The 15,165-nt window shown below is 63.5% G+C and carries 17 protein-coding genes; 10 read left to right on the forward strand and 7 right to left on the reverse strand.

Translation table 11 applies throughout. From position 1 onward, the window contains the following. Positions 1-81 precede the first annotated feature (81 nt). A complete protein-coding gene (locus M2267_RS17990) occupies positions 82-972 on the reverse strand; it encodes a branched-chain amino acid aminotransferase (RefSeq protein ID WP_429115956.1) in 891 nt (296 codons plus the stop codon). A gap of 269 nt (positions 973-1,241) precedes the next feature. On the opposite strand from M2267_RS17990, the gene M2267_RS17995 reads away from it, so the two are divergent. Genes M2267_RS17995 through M2267_RS18010 form a run of 4 tightly spaced genes read left to right on the forward strand, consistent with a single transcriptional unit; the run spans position 1,242 to position 4,441 of the window. Next, complete coding sequence (locus M2267_RS17995) at positions 1,242-1,721, forward strand: MarR family winged helix-turn-helix transcriptional regulator (RefSeq protein WP_429115958.1); 480 nt, start codon at positions 1,242-1,244, stop codon at positions 1,719-1,721. A 45-nt stretch (positions 1,722-1,766) separates the two neighbouring features. Then, a complete protein-coding gene (locus M2267_RS18000; RefSeq protein WP_043618070.1) occupies positions 1,767-2,468 on the forward strand; it encodes a response regulator in 702 nt (233 codons plus the stop codon). 32 nt (positions 2,469-2,500) lie between these two features. Continuing rightward, entirely contained in the window at positions 2,501-3,883 is a 1,383-nt protein-coding gene (locus tag M2267_RS18005; RefSeq protein ID WP_043618073.1) for an ATP-binding protein, read from the forward strand. 54 nt (positions 3,884-3,937) lie between these two features. Beyond that, a complete protein-coding gene (locus tag M2267_RS18010) occupies positions 3,938-4,441 on the forward strand; it encodes a tetratricopeptide repeat protein (RefSeq protein ID WP_043618076.1) in 504 nt (167 codons plus the stop codon). 5 nt (positions 4,442-4,446) lie between these two features. Here the strand turns inward: M2267_RS18010 and M2267_RS18015 are convergent, their stop codons facing one another. From M2267_RS18015 to M2267_RS18040, 6 genes are all read right to left on the reverse strand, one after another. Then, positions 4,447-5,010 carry a protein-tyrosine phosphatase family protein gene (locus M2267_RS18015; protein ID WP_043618079.1) on the reverse strand — a complete coding sequence of 188 codons (564 nt, stop codon included), beginning with the start codon at positions 5,008-5,010 and terminating at the stop codon, positions 4,447-4,449. A 4-nt stretch (positions 5,011-5,014) separates the two neighbouring features. Further along, on the reverse strand, positions 5,015-5,356 hold the full coding sequence (locus M2267_RS18020) for a tRNA-binding protein (protein WP_043618157.1): 342 nt from the start codon (positions 5,354-5,356) through the stop codon (positions 5,015-5,017). A gap of 38 nt (positions 5,357-5,394) precedes the next feature. Next, positions 5,395-6,354, reverse strand: coding sequence for a LysR family transcriptional regulator (locus tag M2267_RS18025; RefSeq protein WP_429115961.1), 960 nt, complete (start codon positions 6,352-6,354; stop codon positions 5,395-5,397). Positions 6,355-6,703: 349 nt separating this feature from the next. After that, positions 6,704-7,522 (reverse strand): pyrroline-5-carboxylate reductase, encoded by an 819-nt coding sequence (gene proC, locus M2267_RS18030; RefSeq protein WP_429115963.1) that lies wholly within the window; start codon positions 7,520-7,522, stop codon positions 6,704-6,706. 2 nt (positions 7,523-7,524) lie between these two features. Beyond that, the gene (locus tag M2267_RS18035; protein ID WP_043618087.1) at positions 7,525-8,025 is read right to left on the reverse strand and encodes a YbjN domain-containing protein; all 501 of its coding nucleotides are present in this window, start codon (positions 8,023-8,025) and stop codon (positions 7,525-7,527) included. A 448-nt stretch (positions 8,026-8,473) separates the two neighbouring features. After that, positions 8,474-8,734, reverse strand: a complete 261-nt coding sequence (locus M2267_RS18040) for an accessory factor UbiK family protein (RefSeq protein ID WP_043618160.1) — start codon at positions 8,732-8,734, stop codon at positions 8,474-8,476. A gap of 216 nt (positions 8,735-8,950) precedes the next feature. Here M2267_RS18040 and lgt point away from each other — a divergent pair, with 216 nt between their 5' ends. The 6 genes from lgt (at position 8,951) to M2267_RS18070 (ending at position 15,120) form a co-directional block, all read left to right on the forward strand. Beyond that, positions 8,951-9,787: a prolipoprotein diacylglyceryl transferase gene (lgt, locus tag M2267_RS18045; protein WP_205238166.1), complete on the forward strand. Its 837-nt coding sequence runs from the start codon at positions 8,951-8,953 to the stop codon at positions 9,785-9,787. 61 nt (positions 9,788-9,848) lie between these two features. Then, a complete protein-coding gene (locus tag M2267_RS18050; RefSeq protein WP_429115966.1) occupies positions 9,849-10,952 on the forward strand; it encodes a class I SAM-dependent methyltransferase in 1,104 nt (367 codons plus the stop codon). Between the two features lie 151 nt (positions 10,953-11,103). Then, positions 11,104-11,898, forward strand: coding sequence for a peptidoglycan editing factor PgeF (gene pgeF / locus M2267_RS18055; protein ID WP_429115968.1), 795 nt, complete (start codon positions 11,104-11,106; stop codon positions 11,896-11,898). A gap of 1 nt (position 11,899) precedes the next feature. After that, entirely contained in the window at positions 11,900-13,051 is a 1,152-nt protein-coding gene (locus M2267_RS18060) for a M24 family metallopeptidase (protein ID WP_043618095.1), read from the forward strand. An 89-nt stretch (positions 13,052-13,140) separates the two neighbouring features. Further along, complete coding sequence (locus M2267_RS18065; RefSeq protein ID WP_429115970.1) at positions 13,141-13,980, forward strand: hypothetical protein; 840 nt, start codon at positions 13,141-13,143, stop codon at positions 13,978-13,980. A gap of 207 nt (positions 13,981-14,187) precedes the next feature. After that, a complete protein-coding gene (locus tag M2267_RS18070) occupies positions 14,188-15,120 on the forward strand; it encodes a ribose-phosphate pyrophosphokinase (RefSeq protein WP_034788749.1) in 933 nt (310 codons plus the stop codon). The last annotated feature ends 45 nt before the right edge of the window (positions 15,121-15,165 follow it).

Genomic DNA, 15,165 nt, shown 5'->3' on the forward strand with positions numbered 1-15,165 from the left:
TGCGATCATATCCGTAGCAAGACAAAAGGCGGCCCCGGGGGGCCGCCTTTTCTGCATTCGAGAGTATTCCGGATGCCGTTGTTACTCGGCGGCTGCGGCAACCGGATAGACTTCCTTCATGTAGTCGTTCATCAGCGTTTCGCAGATCGTTGCCGGCGTGAAGCGATAGGGACCGATTTCGGAAACCGGCGTTACTTCGGCGGCCGAGCCGGTGAGGAAGCATTCGCTGAAACCGGACAGTTCCTCCGGCATGATCGCCCGCTCGACGACTTCATAGCCGCGGCGCTTGGCAAGCTCGATCACGGTGCGGCGGGTGATGCCGTCGAGGAAGCAATCCGGCACCGGCGTGTGGATGACGCCGTCCTTGACGAAGAAGATGTTGGCGCCAGTCGCCTCGGCCACGCGGCCGCGATAGTCGAGCATCATCGCATCCGCATAGCCCTTGGCCTCGGCCGCGTGCTTGGAGATGGTGCAGATCATGTAGAGGCCGGCAGCCTTCGACTTCGAAGGAGCGGTCTGCGGATCCGGGCGGCGATATTCTGCGATATCGAGCCGGATGCCCTTCAGCTTCTCGGCCGGATTGAAGTAGCTGCCCCACTGCCAGATGGCGATGGCGACATTGATACGATTGTTCTGCGCTGAAACGCCCATGCTCTCGCTGCCGCGCCAGGCGATCGGCCGCACATAGGCCTCGGAGAAGCCCTGGCGCTTCAGGAGTTCGACGCTGGCGGCATCCAGTTGTTCCACCGAATAGGGAATCTTGAAGCCGAGGATTTCGGCGGACTGATGAAGGCGCTGGTTGTGCTCGGTCAGCTTGAAGATGCGCCCGCCATAGGCGCGCTCGCCCTCAAAAACCGCGCTGGCATAGTGCAGGCCGTGGGTCAGCACGTGTACCTTGGCGTCCTTCCACGCGACGAACTCGCCGTTGAACCAGATTTGTCCGTCCAACTGATCAAAAGGAACCGCTGCCATGGTGTCATCCTCCGGCGCATGCGCGCCATTCTTAGTTGATTATCGTCCTGCTTTCAGTCTATCGGCAAACTGATTGAGGGAAAATTCAATTTCGTGATTTTGGATTTGCGATCGGAACGGCACGGCATATCCTTTCCAGATGTTGCCAATGCCAAATGTCTCGCTTACCGAGCATGGACGCTAATGCTATGGTAAAAATATGTCAACAAAGCTGACATATTTTTTCGAAAGTTTCGCAAGTTGCAATCAGGCTGAAAGGAAATGACCGCGTGGCCGGCCAATCCAAAGAGAACACCCGGTATCTGACCGATGCCGCCGCCGATGACGATACGATCGATTTCGAGATCATCGAGCTGCTCTTCTTCGCCTATCGCGACTTCACCTCCGACCCGGACGCGATCCTGGAAAAGAGCGGCTTCGGACGGGCGCACCACCGCGTCGTGCACTTTGTCGACCGCGAGCCGGGCATGACGGTCGCCGACCTCCTGGACACGCTGAAGATCACCAAGCAGAGCCTTGCGCGGGTGCTGAAGCAGCTGATCGATTCCGGCTATATCCGCCAGGAAACCGGCCCTGAAGACCGCCGCCAGCGCATGCTCTATACGACGGAGGAAGGCCAGGCGCTGGCGCGTGCGCTCGCCGAGCCACAGTCCCGCCGCATAGCCGATGCATTGGCAAGAACCGGTCCGGGCGCGCGCGAAACGGTCAAGCGCTTCCTCGCCGGTATGAAGAACAACGCCGCAGACTGACGCCCGCCGCAGCGCGGGTCTGACCTGCAACTTGGGAAGCGTGGAATGACGACAAAAGCGACTGTCTCGGACGATGCGGCTCACCTTCTGGTCGTCGACGACGACCGGCGCATCCGCGATCTGCTCAACCGCTACCTAGTCGAACAGGGTTTTCGCGTGACGACCGCGTCCGATGCGGACGAGGCCCGCCGCAAGCTCGTCGGCCTCGACTTCGACCTCCTGATCGTCGATGTGATGATGCCGGGCGAAAGCGGCATTTCGCTCACCCAGAGCCTCCGGCAGATCAAGACCGTGCCGATCCTGATGCTGACGGCGCTGGCGGAATCCAATTCCCGCATCGAAGGCCTCGAGGCCGGCGCCGACGACTATCTGTCGAAGCCGTTCGACCCGCGCGAACTTGTGCTGCGGATCAACAACATCCTGCGCCGCAACCAGCCGGCCCAAGCGCCCAAGGTCGATCAGGTGATCTTCGGCCCCTACACCTTCTCGGTGGTGCGCAAGGAACTCCGGCGCGGCGCCGACCATATCCGGCTGACCGACCGCGAGCAGGAGATCATGACGCTGTTTTCGCAGCGCGCCGGCGAAACCATTCCGCGCCACGAACTGATCGGCGACGATGCCGAAGTCGGCGAGCGCACGATCGACGTGCAGATCAACCGCCTGCGCCGCAAGATCGAGGACGACCCGTCCAACCCCGTCTGGCTGCAGACGGTGCGCGGCATCGGCTACCGGCTGAGCGTGGACTGAAATGGCAGCCCTTCCGATGAGCGCGGCAGATCATGGCAAGCTTTGACGGCATAGAGCACGGCGCGTCCGGGGCGAACGACAACGCCTGGAGGCGTTTCACCCGCTGGTTGCGCCGTCGCCTGCCCATGGGGCTTTACGCCCGCTCGCTGCTGATCGTCATCATCCCGATGGTGCTCCTGCAGTCGGTGGTCGCCTTCATCTTCATGGAGCGTCACTGGCAGCTGGTGACGCAGCGCCTGTCGGCCGCCGTCACCGGCGACATCGCCGCGATCGTCGATCTCATCGACACCTTCCCGGCCGACCGCGACATCTCCGAGATCATCCGCATCGCCCGCGATCAGCTCGATCTCAGCATCTCCGTGGATCCGCCCGGCGAACTGCCGCCGCCGCGGCCCAGCCCCTTCTTCGAAATCCTCGACCAGATCCTCGGCGAAGAGATTTCCAACCAGGTCCGCCGCCCCTTCTGGATCGATACGGTCGGCAACTCCAAGCTCGTCGAGATCCGCATCAAGCTCGACGACGGCCGCATCCTGCGCGTCTACGCCCGGCGCAACCAGGCCTATGCCTCCAACACCCACATCTTCCTCGTCTGGATGGTGGCGGCCTCGCTGGTGCTGCTGACGATCGCGGTCCTCTTCCTGCGCGGCCAGATCCGGCCGATCCTGGCCCTGACCAAGGCGGCCGAAAGCTTCGGCAAGGGCCAGAAGATCGACGACTTCGCGCCGCGCGGCGCCGACGAAATTCGCCGCGCCGGCCTCGCCTTCATCCAGATGCGCGAGCGCATCGAACGCCAGATCGAACAGCGCACCGCAATGCTGACCGGCGTCAGTCACGATCTGCGCACCATTCTCACCCGCTTCAAGCTGCAGTTGGCGCTTGCCGGCAACAACCCGGATCTCGAGGGCCTGAACCAGGACGTCGAGGACATGCAGAACATGCTGGAAGGATACCTCGCCTTCGCCCGCAGCGAAGCGGAGGAGGACGTCGGCCAGCTGAAACTTTCGGACCTGATGACCCGGCTCGCGGCCGAGGCCGAACTGCTCGGCAAGACGCTCACCACCTCCGTCGAGGGGGAAGACGATATCCGCGTCCGGCCAAACGCCTTCACCCGTCTCATCGCCAACATCGCCTCGAACGCCTATCGCTACGCCAACACCGTCAAGATCGATGCGCGCCACAGTGCCAAGTGGCTGACAATCACCATCGACGATGACGGCCCGGGCATTCCCGAACGTTCGCGCGAGGACGTGTTCAAACCGTTCTTCCGCCTCGACGAAGCGCGCAATCTCGACAGCTCCGGCACCGGCCTTGGTCTGGCGATCGCCCGCGATATCGCCCGCAGCCACGGCGGCAACGTCACGCTGGGCGACAGCCCGCTCGGCGGCCTCAGGGCAACGGTGCGCGTGCCGGCTTGACGTCCCTGCCCGGGCGGGCCACTTCTGCCCGCGAACGGGGCTGAGGGGAGCGGCATGGTAGACGTCATCGATTGGGCTGACTGGGAACGACGGGTGGCCGAACTCTGGGCCGCCTTCGACACGATGGATGGCGAAAGCTTTGTCGCCCGCATCGATGCTCTCGCCGCCGAACTGCCGGCGGGACATGCCGTCGGGCTGTTCGAGCGAGCCTCGGCACAGGATTCCACCGGCCATGAGACGAAGGCGGAGCCGCTCTACCGGCAGGCGCTGGAAAACGGCCTTCAGGGAATTCGCCGCCGACGCGCCACCATCCAGCTCGCCAGCACCCTGCGCAATCTCGGCCGCGCCGACGAAGGCGTTGCCCTGCTCACCGCCGAGCGCGACAAGCCATCGGACGAACTCGACGATGCGGTCGTCGCCTTCCTGGCGCTTTGCCTCGTCGATACCGGCCAGGCGCAACAGGCGGCAGCACTCGCTCTCGGCAGCCTGTCGCGGCACCTGCCCCGCTACAATCGCTCACTCAAGCGCTACGCCGAAATGCTGATGCCGGAGAGCTGAGCCCGTCAGCGCTGGTAGATCGAGGTCAGGCCGCGTCGTTCGTTGAAGCGGTGCCAGGCGTCGATGCGGCGCGGATGACGGGCGCGCATGACATCGAGCGGTGCCAGCAGCCGGCCGTCGCGGCCAAGGGCGGCATCAAGGATCTCGATGATGCGGCGGTTCGGCCAGGGCTTGCGCGTGATGGTCAGCAGTGCCTGGAAGGCTTCGTCCTCTCGTCCCGCGCCGAGCTGGTGCGCAATCAGACCATAGGCAAAGGCCGTCGAGCGGCTGACGCCGGCATGGCAATGGACGAGAATGCGGCTCTCAGCATGCTCGGCTGCCGGGCGCATCGCCTCGAAAACCTCAAGCACCAGATCCGGGAAATGCTGGGTGGCTTTCAGGTTTTCCTGGTCGCGCATGCGCACGACCCGGTGGCTGGCGTCCGCAATCACGGGCACGTTGGCATCCGGCAGTTCCGGATCGAGCAGGGACAGCACATGACTTGCGCGCCAGTCGCGCGCGGCATCGGCGGCGCGCCAAAGGCATGACACCTTGACGCGCTCGGGGATCACTTCGAAAGCAATGTTCATGGGATCACATCAACTTCTTGCCGTTGGGGACCGGCCGTTCGGTGGCAGCCAGCACGATCGCACCGGCCTCGTCTGCAAAGCCCAGCGTCAGCACTTCAGAGCGCACAGGCCCGATCTGGCGCGGCGGAAAATTGACCACACCCAGCACCTGCCGCCCGACGAGTTCCTCCGGACGATAATGCACGGTGATTTGCGCTGATGACTTTTTTATGCCGATTTCCGGGCCGAAATCGATCTTCAGCTTGATCGCCGGCTTGCGCGCTTCCGGAAAGGGCTCGGCCTCGACGATGGTGCCCACGCGGATATCCACGCGCTCGAAATCAGCAAATTCAATAGTTTCAGCCATCGTCATTCCCTATGTGAAATCTTCTCCGACGAGGTGGATTAAAGCATCGGGCGAGATTCCGGAAGCATGGCGTCCCCGGCAGGCTCCCCGCGAAATCTGGCCTCCTCCCACGGGCGGCGCGCAAACTGCTCGGCCAGGAAATCGACGAAAACACGCACGCGCGGCGGCAAGAATCGCCGGTGCGGATAGACGACCGTGATCGGCTCTGCCTCGGCATAGTTGCTGCCGGTCAGAAGCGGCACCAGCAATCCCGCCTTGATATCTCCGCCCACGAGCAGTTCGGAAAGGCGCACGATGCCGATGCCCGCGAGCGCAAGCCGTCGGAGCGCTTCGGTGCTGTTGGCTTCGACGGAGCCACGAACACGGATCGCACGCCGGCCGTTGCCATCCTGAAATTCCCAAACGTTGAGACGGCCGCGGGCGGTGATGGCAAGGCAGACATGCCGCTGCAGGTCGTCAGGCGTTTGCGGCGCGCCGTGCCGCTCAAGATAGGCGGGTGCAGCGCAGATGACGCGACGGTTTGGTGCGAGCCGCCGCGTCACCAGCGTGCTGTCGCTCTGTTCCGCGACCCGCAGCGCAACATCCGCCTCACCGTTCATGAGGTCGACGACCGCGTCGCTGAAATCGAGTTCCAGGTCGATCTCCGGAAACCGTTCGATGAAATCAGGCAGCATGGGCACGATCAGGCGGTGACCGAAGGCGCTGGGCAGGCTCACCCGCAGCCGCCCGCGCGGCACCGCCCCCGGCTGGATCGCAACCTCCGCATCTTCCATGTCGCCGAGGATGCGGCGGCTCGATTCCGCATAGGCGCTGCCTTCGCTCGTCAAACTGATGCTGCGGGTCGATCGCTGCAGCAGGCGCACGCCGAGGCGCGCCTCCAGCCGGCCGACGATCTTGCTGACCGCCGATGGCGTCATGCGCAACCGCCGCGCCGCCGCCGAGAAATCGCCCTCCTCGACGACGGCGAGAAACACCGCCATGGCTTCCTGTCGATCCATCTTATCTATTCCATTTCGTCACAGATAAACGGAATTTAACATGGATTATCGCGGCAGGCGACAGGCTGTAGCTTGAGCCGGAACTCAGACAGCGAAGCTTGAGGAGTGACGGAAATGGGCAATCAGCAAGACGGTCTGCCGATGAGCTATGCGCTGCATTGCTGGGCGCGGCGTCAACGCGCCATTGCGATCGGCGACATGGGCCGCAGCGCGATAAGTGCAATTTGGAGAAGTCTATTCAACCGCCAGCCAAGCCGCGATCATGAGGCTTGCACTGGCGCTTACCCGACGCGAACGCCATAGGCCAGGCGCCCGCCGGCCCCGACATGGCGCCGGCCGCGTTTGATGTTCAGCCTGCGAGTTCTTCCGCGCGCTTGCGCGCCGCAGCGATCGCCTTGTCGAACAGCGGCTGCATCCCGTCGTCGGCCATCAGCACTGACAGTGCCGCAGCCGTCGTGCCGCCGGGCGAGGTCACGTTCTGGCGCAGCCGTGCGGCCTCGTCGGGCGACTGGTGCAACAGTTCGCCAGCCCCCGCGACGGTTTCCCGCGCGAGCCGCATGGCGAGGTCCGCCTCAAGGCCGGCCTTGCGGCCCGCCTCCGCCATGCACTCGACGAGGTAGAAGACATAGGCCGGGCCACTGCCGGAAACGGCGGTGACGGCATCGATCTCGGCTTCGGTGCGGACCCATTCGACCGGGCCGCTGACCTTCAGGAGATCATGCACCTGAGCGCGCTGCTGGTCGCTGACGCGGGCATTGGCAAAGGCGCCGGTGACACCGCGGCCGATCATGGCCGGCGTGTTCGGCATGGCGCGGACCGTGGCGGCGGCACCAAGATGGGTTTCGATAAAGGCCAGCGTCTTGCCGGCGGCAACCGATACGATGACCGTCTCCGGGCCAACGAGCGATTTCAGCGGCGGCAGCACCGCGTCCATCACCTGCGGCTTGACCGCAAGGAAGATCACGCCCGCCTGAACACCCGACGGTGCGGAGGTCGCATGCGTCACGCCGTTGGCGGCGATCAGCTGCGCCATGGCCGGTGGCGGACCGGGATCGACGACGAGAACGTCCGCGCCTTTAACACCGCTCTTCAGCCAGCCGGAAAGCATGGCGCCGCCCATATTGCCGGCGCCGACGAGCACGATGGGACCGGAAGCGGCGTTCGTCATGATCAGGCTTCTCCAACCGTTTCGAACAGCACGGCATCGACGGCGCGCTGCGCGTCCATGCCGGACCAGACGACGAATTGAAACGCCTGATAATAGGATTCGCAAGCGTCGAGTGCGCTCGAAAGCAGAACTTCGACCTGCTGGTTGGTGGGCTCGGCGCCGCCGGCGAGCAGCAGCGACTGGCGGAAGATCACCACTTCCTCCTGACGCCACAGATCGAAGTGGCCCATCAGCACCTGCCCATTGATATGGGAGAGCAGACGGATGACTTCGTTGACCCGGCTTTCCGGCACCTTGATGTCGAAGGCACAGGCCAGGTGCAGCGCCTCGAATTCCTCCATCCAGGAGAAGGAAACGTGGTAGTCCGCCCACTTGCCTTCGACCGTCATGGCGATTTCGTCTTCGCCGGATCGTTCGAACGACCAGTCGTTATTGGCAGCCACGAACTCGATCATATCGACCGGGTTGGATTGGCGCTCGACTTCCATTTCCAAAAGGCTCATGCATCACCCTGCATAGGTGTGGCACGGGCATGCATCATCACGCTCACAAGACGCAACGCTGCAAACCCAACACCGATTACAAACACACTATGATTGCTGAACTCACATCCATCCTGGCTGACTTACCCTGCCCGGAGCTTACGTGGTTCGTTTCGAATCATCATTTAAAATCAGTGTATAATGGCGGAGTCAGGCTGCCAGCCCCTCGGCCCAAAAATAGCCGTGAACAATCGCGTCCACGTTGTCATGTGAATGAAGCGGTTGAGCTTAACTGACTCTGCCATAAGGGTTTTTTGGCAGTGTCCACAGGTGGAAAACTTTTCAGGTTTTATTAACCACCGATCATGCCGTTTCAGACCTGCGCGGCTGATCGACAGCAAAACGCCCGCGGAAGAGGTCCGCGGGCGAAGTAAAAACGCTGAAATGCCGTTATTTCAAGGGAATCGCGTTACTTGCCCGTATCGACGAGACGCGCTTCAAGAGCCTCAATACGGGCCAGAAGCGCATCGTTTTCCTCGCGCGCCTTGATGGCCATTTCCTTGACCATCTCGAACTCTTCGCGCTTGACGACGTCGAGCGAATTCAGCGCCCGCTCGGCCTGCGCCCGGAAGGCCGTTTCAACCTCGCGGCGCACGCCCTGGGCGGCGCCTGCAGCATCGGTCATCAGCTTGGCGAAGTCATCCAGCATGCGGTTGGTGCCTGTGCTCATCGTCGCGATCTCCATTTCAGCCATCGCCTCTTAAAGAGCGATGCGGTCCATGGGTTTCAGGTAGGGTCACCGGCCGCCCGATGCAAGAAAAATCACGCGCGCCTTCACGACCCGCTTCACGACCCTGTGTCCGGGGCGCAAATCGTCGCCCTTGACCGGGGTGCAATCGCTCGCCATGTTCCGCCGAAACAACCGGCCCGGCACGAGAACAATAAATTGGAAACATTAGCGACCCGCCTCGCCATCCTCCCCTTCCCTGAAATCGATCCCGTCATCGTCCAGATCGGGCCGCTGGCCATCCACTGGTACGGGCTCGCCTATGTGGCGGGCATCCTCCTCGGCTGGTTCTACGCCCGGCGCCTGGCAATGAACACCGCGCTCTGGCGCGACGACAAGCCGGCGATCACCCTGCAGCAACTCGATGATTTCCTGCTGTGGGCAGCCGGCGGCATCGTGCTCGGCGGCCGCATCGGCTACATCCTCTTCTACGATCTCGGCTCCGTGCTCGCCAATCCGATCCGCGCGCTGGAAATCTGGAACGGCGGCATGTCGTTCCACGGCGGCTTCCTCGGCACCACGCTCGCGATGATCCTGTTTGCCCGCAAGAACAAGATCGCCATCTGGAGCCTGTTCGACATCGTCGCCGCCGTCGTCCCGATCGGCCTGTTCTTCGGCCGCATCGCCAACTTCATCAACGGCGAACTCTGGGGCCGCCTGTCGTCGATGCCCTGGGCGATCGTATTCCCGACCGGCGGTCCGTTCGCCCGCCACCCGAGCCAGCTCTACGAGGCCGCCCTCGAGGGCATCGTCCTGCTCGCCGTGCTTGCCTGGTTCATCTACCGTCGCCACGCTTTGAAGTCGCCGGGGCTCGTTACCGGCATCTTCGTGCTCGGCTATGGCCTGAGCCGTATTTTCGTCGAATTCTTCCGCGAACCGGACGCGCAGATCGGCTATCTTGTCGGTGGCTGGCTGACCATGGGCATGCTTTTGTCGCTGCCGATGGCGCTCGCCGGCATCTGGGCTATTGCCCGGGCGCGGCGCGCAGCCGCCTGAGAGCGGATGGGGCAAGGGCGCGCGGCTTTTCCGGCCGCCGCCCGGCGAATTGGACGAAGGCATGACGACACCACTTGCGGACAAGATCAAGGCGCTGATTAAGGCCCACGGGCCGATCAGCGTCACCGATTATTTCTCGCTTTGCCTGGCAGATCCGGAGCATGGCTACTACCGCGTGCACGAGCCCTTCGGTAAGGAGGGCGACTTCACCACGGCGCCGGAAATCAGCCAGCTCTTCGGCGAGATGATCGGCATCTTCCTCGTCCATGCCTGGCAGCAGCACGGCAAGCCCGAGGGTGCCGTGCTTGCCGAAATCGGCCCTGGCCGCGGCACGATGATGGCCGACATGCTGCGCGTCGTGCGCCGTCTCGCGCCCGATCTCTATGCCTCTGCCGGCGTGCATCTCGTCGAGACCAGCGAGCGGCTGCGCAAGGTCCAGTCGGAAACGCTCGCCGCCCATGGCCACAAGGTCGAGTGGCACACGAGCTTCGAGACCCTGCCGGAAGGCTTTCTGCTGCTGGCCGCCAACGAGCTGTTCGACGCCATCCCGATCCGGCAGTTCGTGCGAACCGCGCAAGGTTTCCGAGAACGCATGGTCGGGCTCGATGCCGATGACGAACTGACCTTTGCCGTCGGCATTGCCGGCATCGATCCCGATCTCCTGCCGACGCCGGCCCAAGGTATCGCCGAAGGCACGATCTTCGAGATCGCCCCGGCCCGCGACGCAGTCATGTCGGCCCTGTGCGAACGGCTGAAGGTCAGCGGCGGCACCGCCGTGATCATCGACTACGGCCATATGGCCACCGGCTACGGCGACACGCTGCAGGCCGTGCGCGACCACGAATACGATCCGCCGCTGGCCAGCCCCGGCCGCGCCGATCTCACCAGCCACGTCGATTTCGAGCAGCTCGCCCGCCGCGCCAAGACGGACGACGTGCAGATCAACGGCCTTGCCCACCAGGGTGATTTTCTTGTCGGCCTCGGTCTTCTGGAACGCGCCGCATCCCTTGGCCGCGACAAGGATGCGCTGACACAGGAAACCATCCGCCAGGACGTCGAGAGGCTTGCCGGCGCAGGCGCGGGAAAGATGGGCGAACTGTTCAAGGTCCTGGCCGTCAGCAGCCCGCCGGTTCCGCTCTCGCCGTTCCGCAAACCGAAGCCCTGAACCGCCACCGGACGGCACCCCTGCCGTTCGGGAATTGACAGCCCTGCCGTCGCGGGTCAACATCGCGCCGGCAAATCAAGAGCCAGTCGCCGGGCCGGAGCGCGCCCCCAAACCCATTGATTTTCCTGATAAAGCAAAGGCGAATATACCAATGCAGCATGACGCCGCGCTCTCTCCTGTGCAAAGCTCGCTCTTCAGCGAGAAGGCCGGACCGGCAATCGCCCATGGCTATTTCACCCGAACGGGCGGCGTTTCGGAAGGGATCTATCGCGGCCTCAATGTCGGGCTCGGCTCCAAGGACGAGCGCGCCCATGTCAACGAGAACCGCGCCCGCGTCGCCCGCTGGTTCGGCGCCGCGCCCGAGCGCCTGGCAACCGTGCACCAGGTCCATTCCCCAGACGCCGTGGTGGTCGACGAAAGCTATGACGGCGCCCGCCCCGAGGCCGATGCGCTGGTGACGGCAACGCCCGGTATCGTGCTCGGCGTGCTCTCGGCCGATTGCGGCCCTATTCTCTTTGCCGATGCCGAAGCCAATGTCATCGGTGCGGCCCATGCCGGCTGGAAGGGCGCGCTCGGCGGCGTGCTCGAAAGCACGATCGACAGGATGGTTTCGCTCGGCGCCCAGCGCGAGCGCATCGTCGCCTGCCTCGGCCCGTCGATCAGCCGGCGGAACTATGAGGTCGGCTCCGAGTTCGTAGAACGCTTCGTCGCGGCGAACGAAAGCTACGCCACGTTCTTCCGGCCTTCGGAGCGCGACGGCCATGCGATGTTCGACCTGCCGGGGCTGACGATCAAACGGCTGGTCGAGGCGGGCGTTGCCGCCGAGAATCTCGACATCTGCACCTATGCCGACGAGGAGCGTTTCTTCTCCTATCGGCGCACGACCCACAGGCAGGAACCGGACTACGGCCGACAGATTTCCGCCATTTGCATACGAGGGACCTGACATGGCGCTTCATTTTGCCCAGGAAGAATATGCAAGCCGCCTCGAGCGGCTGACGGAGAAGATGCGCGAGGAGAAGCTGGATGCGGTGCTGCTTTTCGCCCAGGAAAGCATGTACTGGCTGACGGGTTACGACACCTTCGGCTACTGCTTCTTCCAGACGCTTGTCGTCAAGAAGGACGGCTCGATGGTGCTTTTGACGCGCTCGGCCGACCTTCGCCAGGCCCGTCACACATCGAACATCGAGCGCATCGAGATCTGGGTCGACCGGGCCAATGCCGACCCGACCATGGACCTGAAGAACCTCCTGAGCGAACTCGACCTGCTCGGCTGCCGCATCGGCATCGAATATGACACACACGGCATGACCGGCCGCGCCGCGCGGCTGATCGACCGGCAGCTGCAGACCTTTGGCGAGCTGATCGACGCCTCGCACCTCGTCGGCCGCCTGCGCCTGATCAAGAGCGATGCGGAAATCGCCCATGTCGAAAAGGCCGCGAGCCTTGCCGACGACGCGCTCGATGCCGCCCTGCCGCTCATTCGCCCCGGCGGCAACGAGGCCGACATTCTGGCCGCGATGCAGGGCACGATCCTTGCCGGCGGCGGCGACTATCCGGCCAATGAGTTCATCATCGGCTCCGGCGCCGATGCGCTGCTGTGCCGCTACAAGTCCGGGCGTCGCCTGCTCGACAGCCAGGACCAGCTCACGCTGGAATGGGCCGGCGTCAGCGCCCACTATCATGCGGCAATGATGCGCACCGTCGTCATCGGCGAGCCGACCAACCGCCATCGCGAACTCTACAGCGCCTGCCGCGAAACGATCCAGGCGATCGAGATGGTGCTTCGCCCCGGCAACACCTTCGGCACCGTCTTCGACGTGCATGCCAAGATCATGGACGAGCGCGGCCTTGCCCGCCACCGGCTGAACGCCTGCGGCTATTCGCTCGGCGCCCGCTTCTCCCCCTCCTGGATGGAGCAGCAGATGTTCCACCTCGGCAATCCACAGGAGATCGAGCCGAACATGTCGCTGTTCGTGCACATGATCATCATGGATTCCGACAGCGGCACCGCCATGACCCTCGGCCAGACCTACCTCACCACGACGGACACGCCGCGCGCGTTGTCGCGTTACGGCCTGGACTTCATTTCTGCTTAGGGAAATCCGCCTAGACTTGCGTTCGTACTGGCAGACGACAGGAGACGTTTCAGGAAACTGCCGCGAAGAAACGGACGGACGGTTTGAACATGCGAAAGCTCACCACGCCCATCGTAGCTCTTGGCCTCGCCATTGCGCTCGCCGGCTGCAACAGCACCGAGATGCTGACGCCACAGGTTGACGTCGGCGGAGGGACCTTCCGCTCGCCGCCGGTGACGCAATCCGACCTCGATGCCATGTCCACGCAGACGGCGATGGCGCCGGTGCAGCGCGAACCCGTCAGCCAGACCACTGCCTATTCGCCGCAGCCGGCCCCCTCGAACACGCCGACGGCCTATGCCAGCGGCGACGCGACCTATACGGATCCGGCCGGCACATTCGAGGGACAGGCAAACCGGCTTGCCGCCGGCTCGGCGCCGGTCCAGAACGCGATCGAGAGCCGCCAGGCACCGGTCGAACAGACGCCAGTCCAGCACACACCCGTCCAGCAGACGCAGGCCGCGGCCGAAGAAATCCAGAGCCAGCCGACCGTCGCCGCCCTGCCGAAGGCAAGCTCAGCCGCAAGCGGCACGATCCGCTTCCTGCCGATCATCGGCGCGCCGGTCCAGGCCGTGACACCGCTTTCCAAACAGCTCGGCGCCGACGCCCGCGCCCGCGGCCTGACGATCAAGGGTTCGGCAGACTCAAGCAGCGAGCATATCCTCAAAGGCTATTTCTCGGCGCTGAAGGATGGCGACAAGACGACCGTCGTGTATGTCTGGGACGTGCTCGACGGTAGCGGCAACCGCCTGCATCGCATCCAGGGACAGGACTCTGTTCCGGGCGGCGGCACGGATTTGTGGAGTGGCGTTCCGGCCACAACCATGCAGGGAATTGCGACGAAAACTATCGACGCCTATCTCGAATGGCGGCAATCTCAAGCCGGTTGACACAAAGTTTTTAGGATATTGGCCTTCGCGGCGCAGCATTCCCCTTGCATTCAAGTTCAGTCTCGCTAAAAAGCGGCCGATCAGCTCTGAACGGCGGCCATCCGCAAAGAATGACCGCGATTGGAATGGCTCTCGGAATCTGCGCGGAAAACACCGCTACCGGAAAAGTACCGGACGGTGACCGCGCCAGCTCAAGGCGGTCCGTCAATGAAGGTTTTCGCAGGTAATTCGAACCGGCTCCTGGCCGAAGCGATCTGCAACTATCTCAACCTGCCTCTCGGCAAAGCGACGGTACGCCGTTTCGCCGATCAGGAAATCTTCGTCGAGATCGGCGAAAACGTACGCGGCGAGGATGTCTTCATCATCCAGTCGACCTCGTTTCCCACCAACGATCACCTGATGGAACTGCTCATCATGATCGATGCGGTGCGCCGCTCGTCCGCTCGCCGCATCACCGCCGTGCTTCCCTATTTCGGCTATGCCCGCCAGGACCGCAAACCCGGTCCGCGCACGCCGATCTCCGCCAAGCTGGTCTCCAACCTGATCACCGAGGCGGGCGCCGACCGCGTGCTGACCCTCGATCTTCATGCCGGCCAGATCCAGGGCTTCTTCGACATTCCGACCGACAACCTCTATGCGATCCCGATCCTGGCGCGCGACGTCAAGGAAAACTACGATCTCAAGAACGTCATGGTCGTTTCGCCCGACGTCGGCGGCGTGGTTCGCGCCCGTGCGCTTGCCAAGCGTCTCGACTGTCTGCTGGCGATCGTCGACAAGCGTCGCGACCGTCCGGGTGAATCCGAAGTCATGAACGTCATCGGTGACGTGAAGGGCAAGGACTGCCTGCTGATCGACGATATCGTCGATTCCGGCGGCACGCTCTGCAACGCGGCCGAAGCGCTCCTGAAGAACGGCGCGACCAGCGTTACCGCCTACATCACCCACGGCGTTCTCTCCGGTGGCGCGGTTGCCCGCGTTACCTCGTCGATGCTCAAGGAACTGGTCATCACCGACTCGATCCAGCCGACGACCGCCGTCCAGTCCGCCCACAACATCCGCGTCATCTCAACCGCGGGCCTGCTCGGCGAAGCCATCAGCCGCACGAGCCAGGAAGAATCGGTATCGAGCCTCTTCGACTGAGTTCGTCCGGAGCACCCGAATTTCCTAGACGCCGGCGCCCCACGC

The organism is Ensifer sp. KUDG1 (genome assembly GCF_050434285.1).
Lineage (GTDB): Bacteria > Pseudomonadota > Alphaproteobacteria > Rhizobiales > Rhizobiaceae > Ensifer.

Coding starts and splice junctions, on each gene's coding strand:
- M2267_RS17990 (WP_429115956.1), bottom strand. CDS start 972: ATGGCAGCGGTTCCTTTTGATCAGTTGGACGGACAAATCTGGTTCAAC.
- M2267_RS18000 (WP_043618070.1), top strand. CDS start 1,767: ATGACGACAAAAGCGACTGTCTCGGACGATGCGGCTCACCTTCTGGTC.
- M2267_RS18005 (WP_043618073.1), top strand. CDS start 2,501: ATGGCAAGCTTTGACGGCATAGAGCACGGCGCGTCCGGGGCGAACGAC.
- M2267_RS18010 (WP_043618076.1), top strand. CDS start 3,938: ATGGTAGACGTCATCGATTGGGCTGACTGGGAACGACGGGTGGCCGAA.
- M2267_RS18015 (WP_043618079.1), bottom strand. CDS start 5,010: ATGAACATTGCTTTCGAAGTGATCCCCGAGCGCGTCAAGGTGTCATGC.
- M2267_RS18020 (WP_043618157.1), bottom strand. CDS start 5,356: ATGGCTGAAACTATTGAATTTGCTGATTTCGAGCGCGTGGATATCCGC.
- M2267_RS18025 (WP_429115961.1), bottom strand. CDS start 6,354: ATGGATCGACAGGAAGCCATGGCGGTGTTTCTCGCCGTCGTCGAGGAG.
- proC (WP_429115963.1), bottom strand. CDS start 7,522: ATGACGAACGCCGCTTCCGGTCCCATCGTGCTCGTCGGCGCCGGCAAT.
- M2267_RS18035 (WP_043618087.1), bottom strand. CDS start 8,025: ATGAGCCTTTTGGAAATGGAAGTCGAGCGCCAATCCAACCCGGTCGAT.
- M2267_RS18040 (WP_043618160.1), bottom strand. CDS start 8,734: ATGAGCACAGGCACCAACCGCATGCTGGATGACTTCGCCAAGCTGATG.
- M2267_RS18050 (WP_429115966.1), top strand. CDS start 9,849: ATGACGACACCACTTGCGGACAAGATCAAGGCGCTGATTAAGGCCCAC.
- pgeF (WP_429115968.1), top strand. CDS start 11,104: ATGCAGCATGACGCCGCGCTCTCTCCTGTGCAAAGCTCGCTCTTCAGC.
- M2267_RS18060 (WP_043618095.1), top strand. CDS start 11,900: ATGGCGCTTCATTTTGCCCAGGAAGAATATGCAAGCCGCCTCGAGCGG.
- M2267_RS18065 (WP_429115970.1), top strand. CDS start 13,141: ATGCGAAAGCTCACCACGCCCATCGTAGCTCTTGGCCTCGCCATTGCG.
- M2267_RS18070 (WP_034788749.1), top strand. CDS start 14,188: ATGAAGGTTTTCGCAGGTAATTCGAACCGGCTCCTGGCCGAAGCGATC.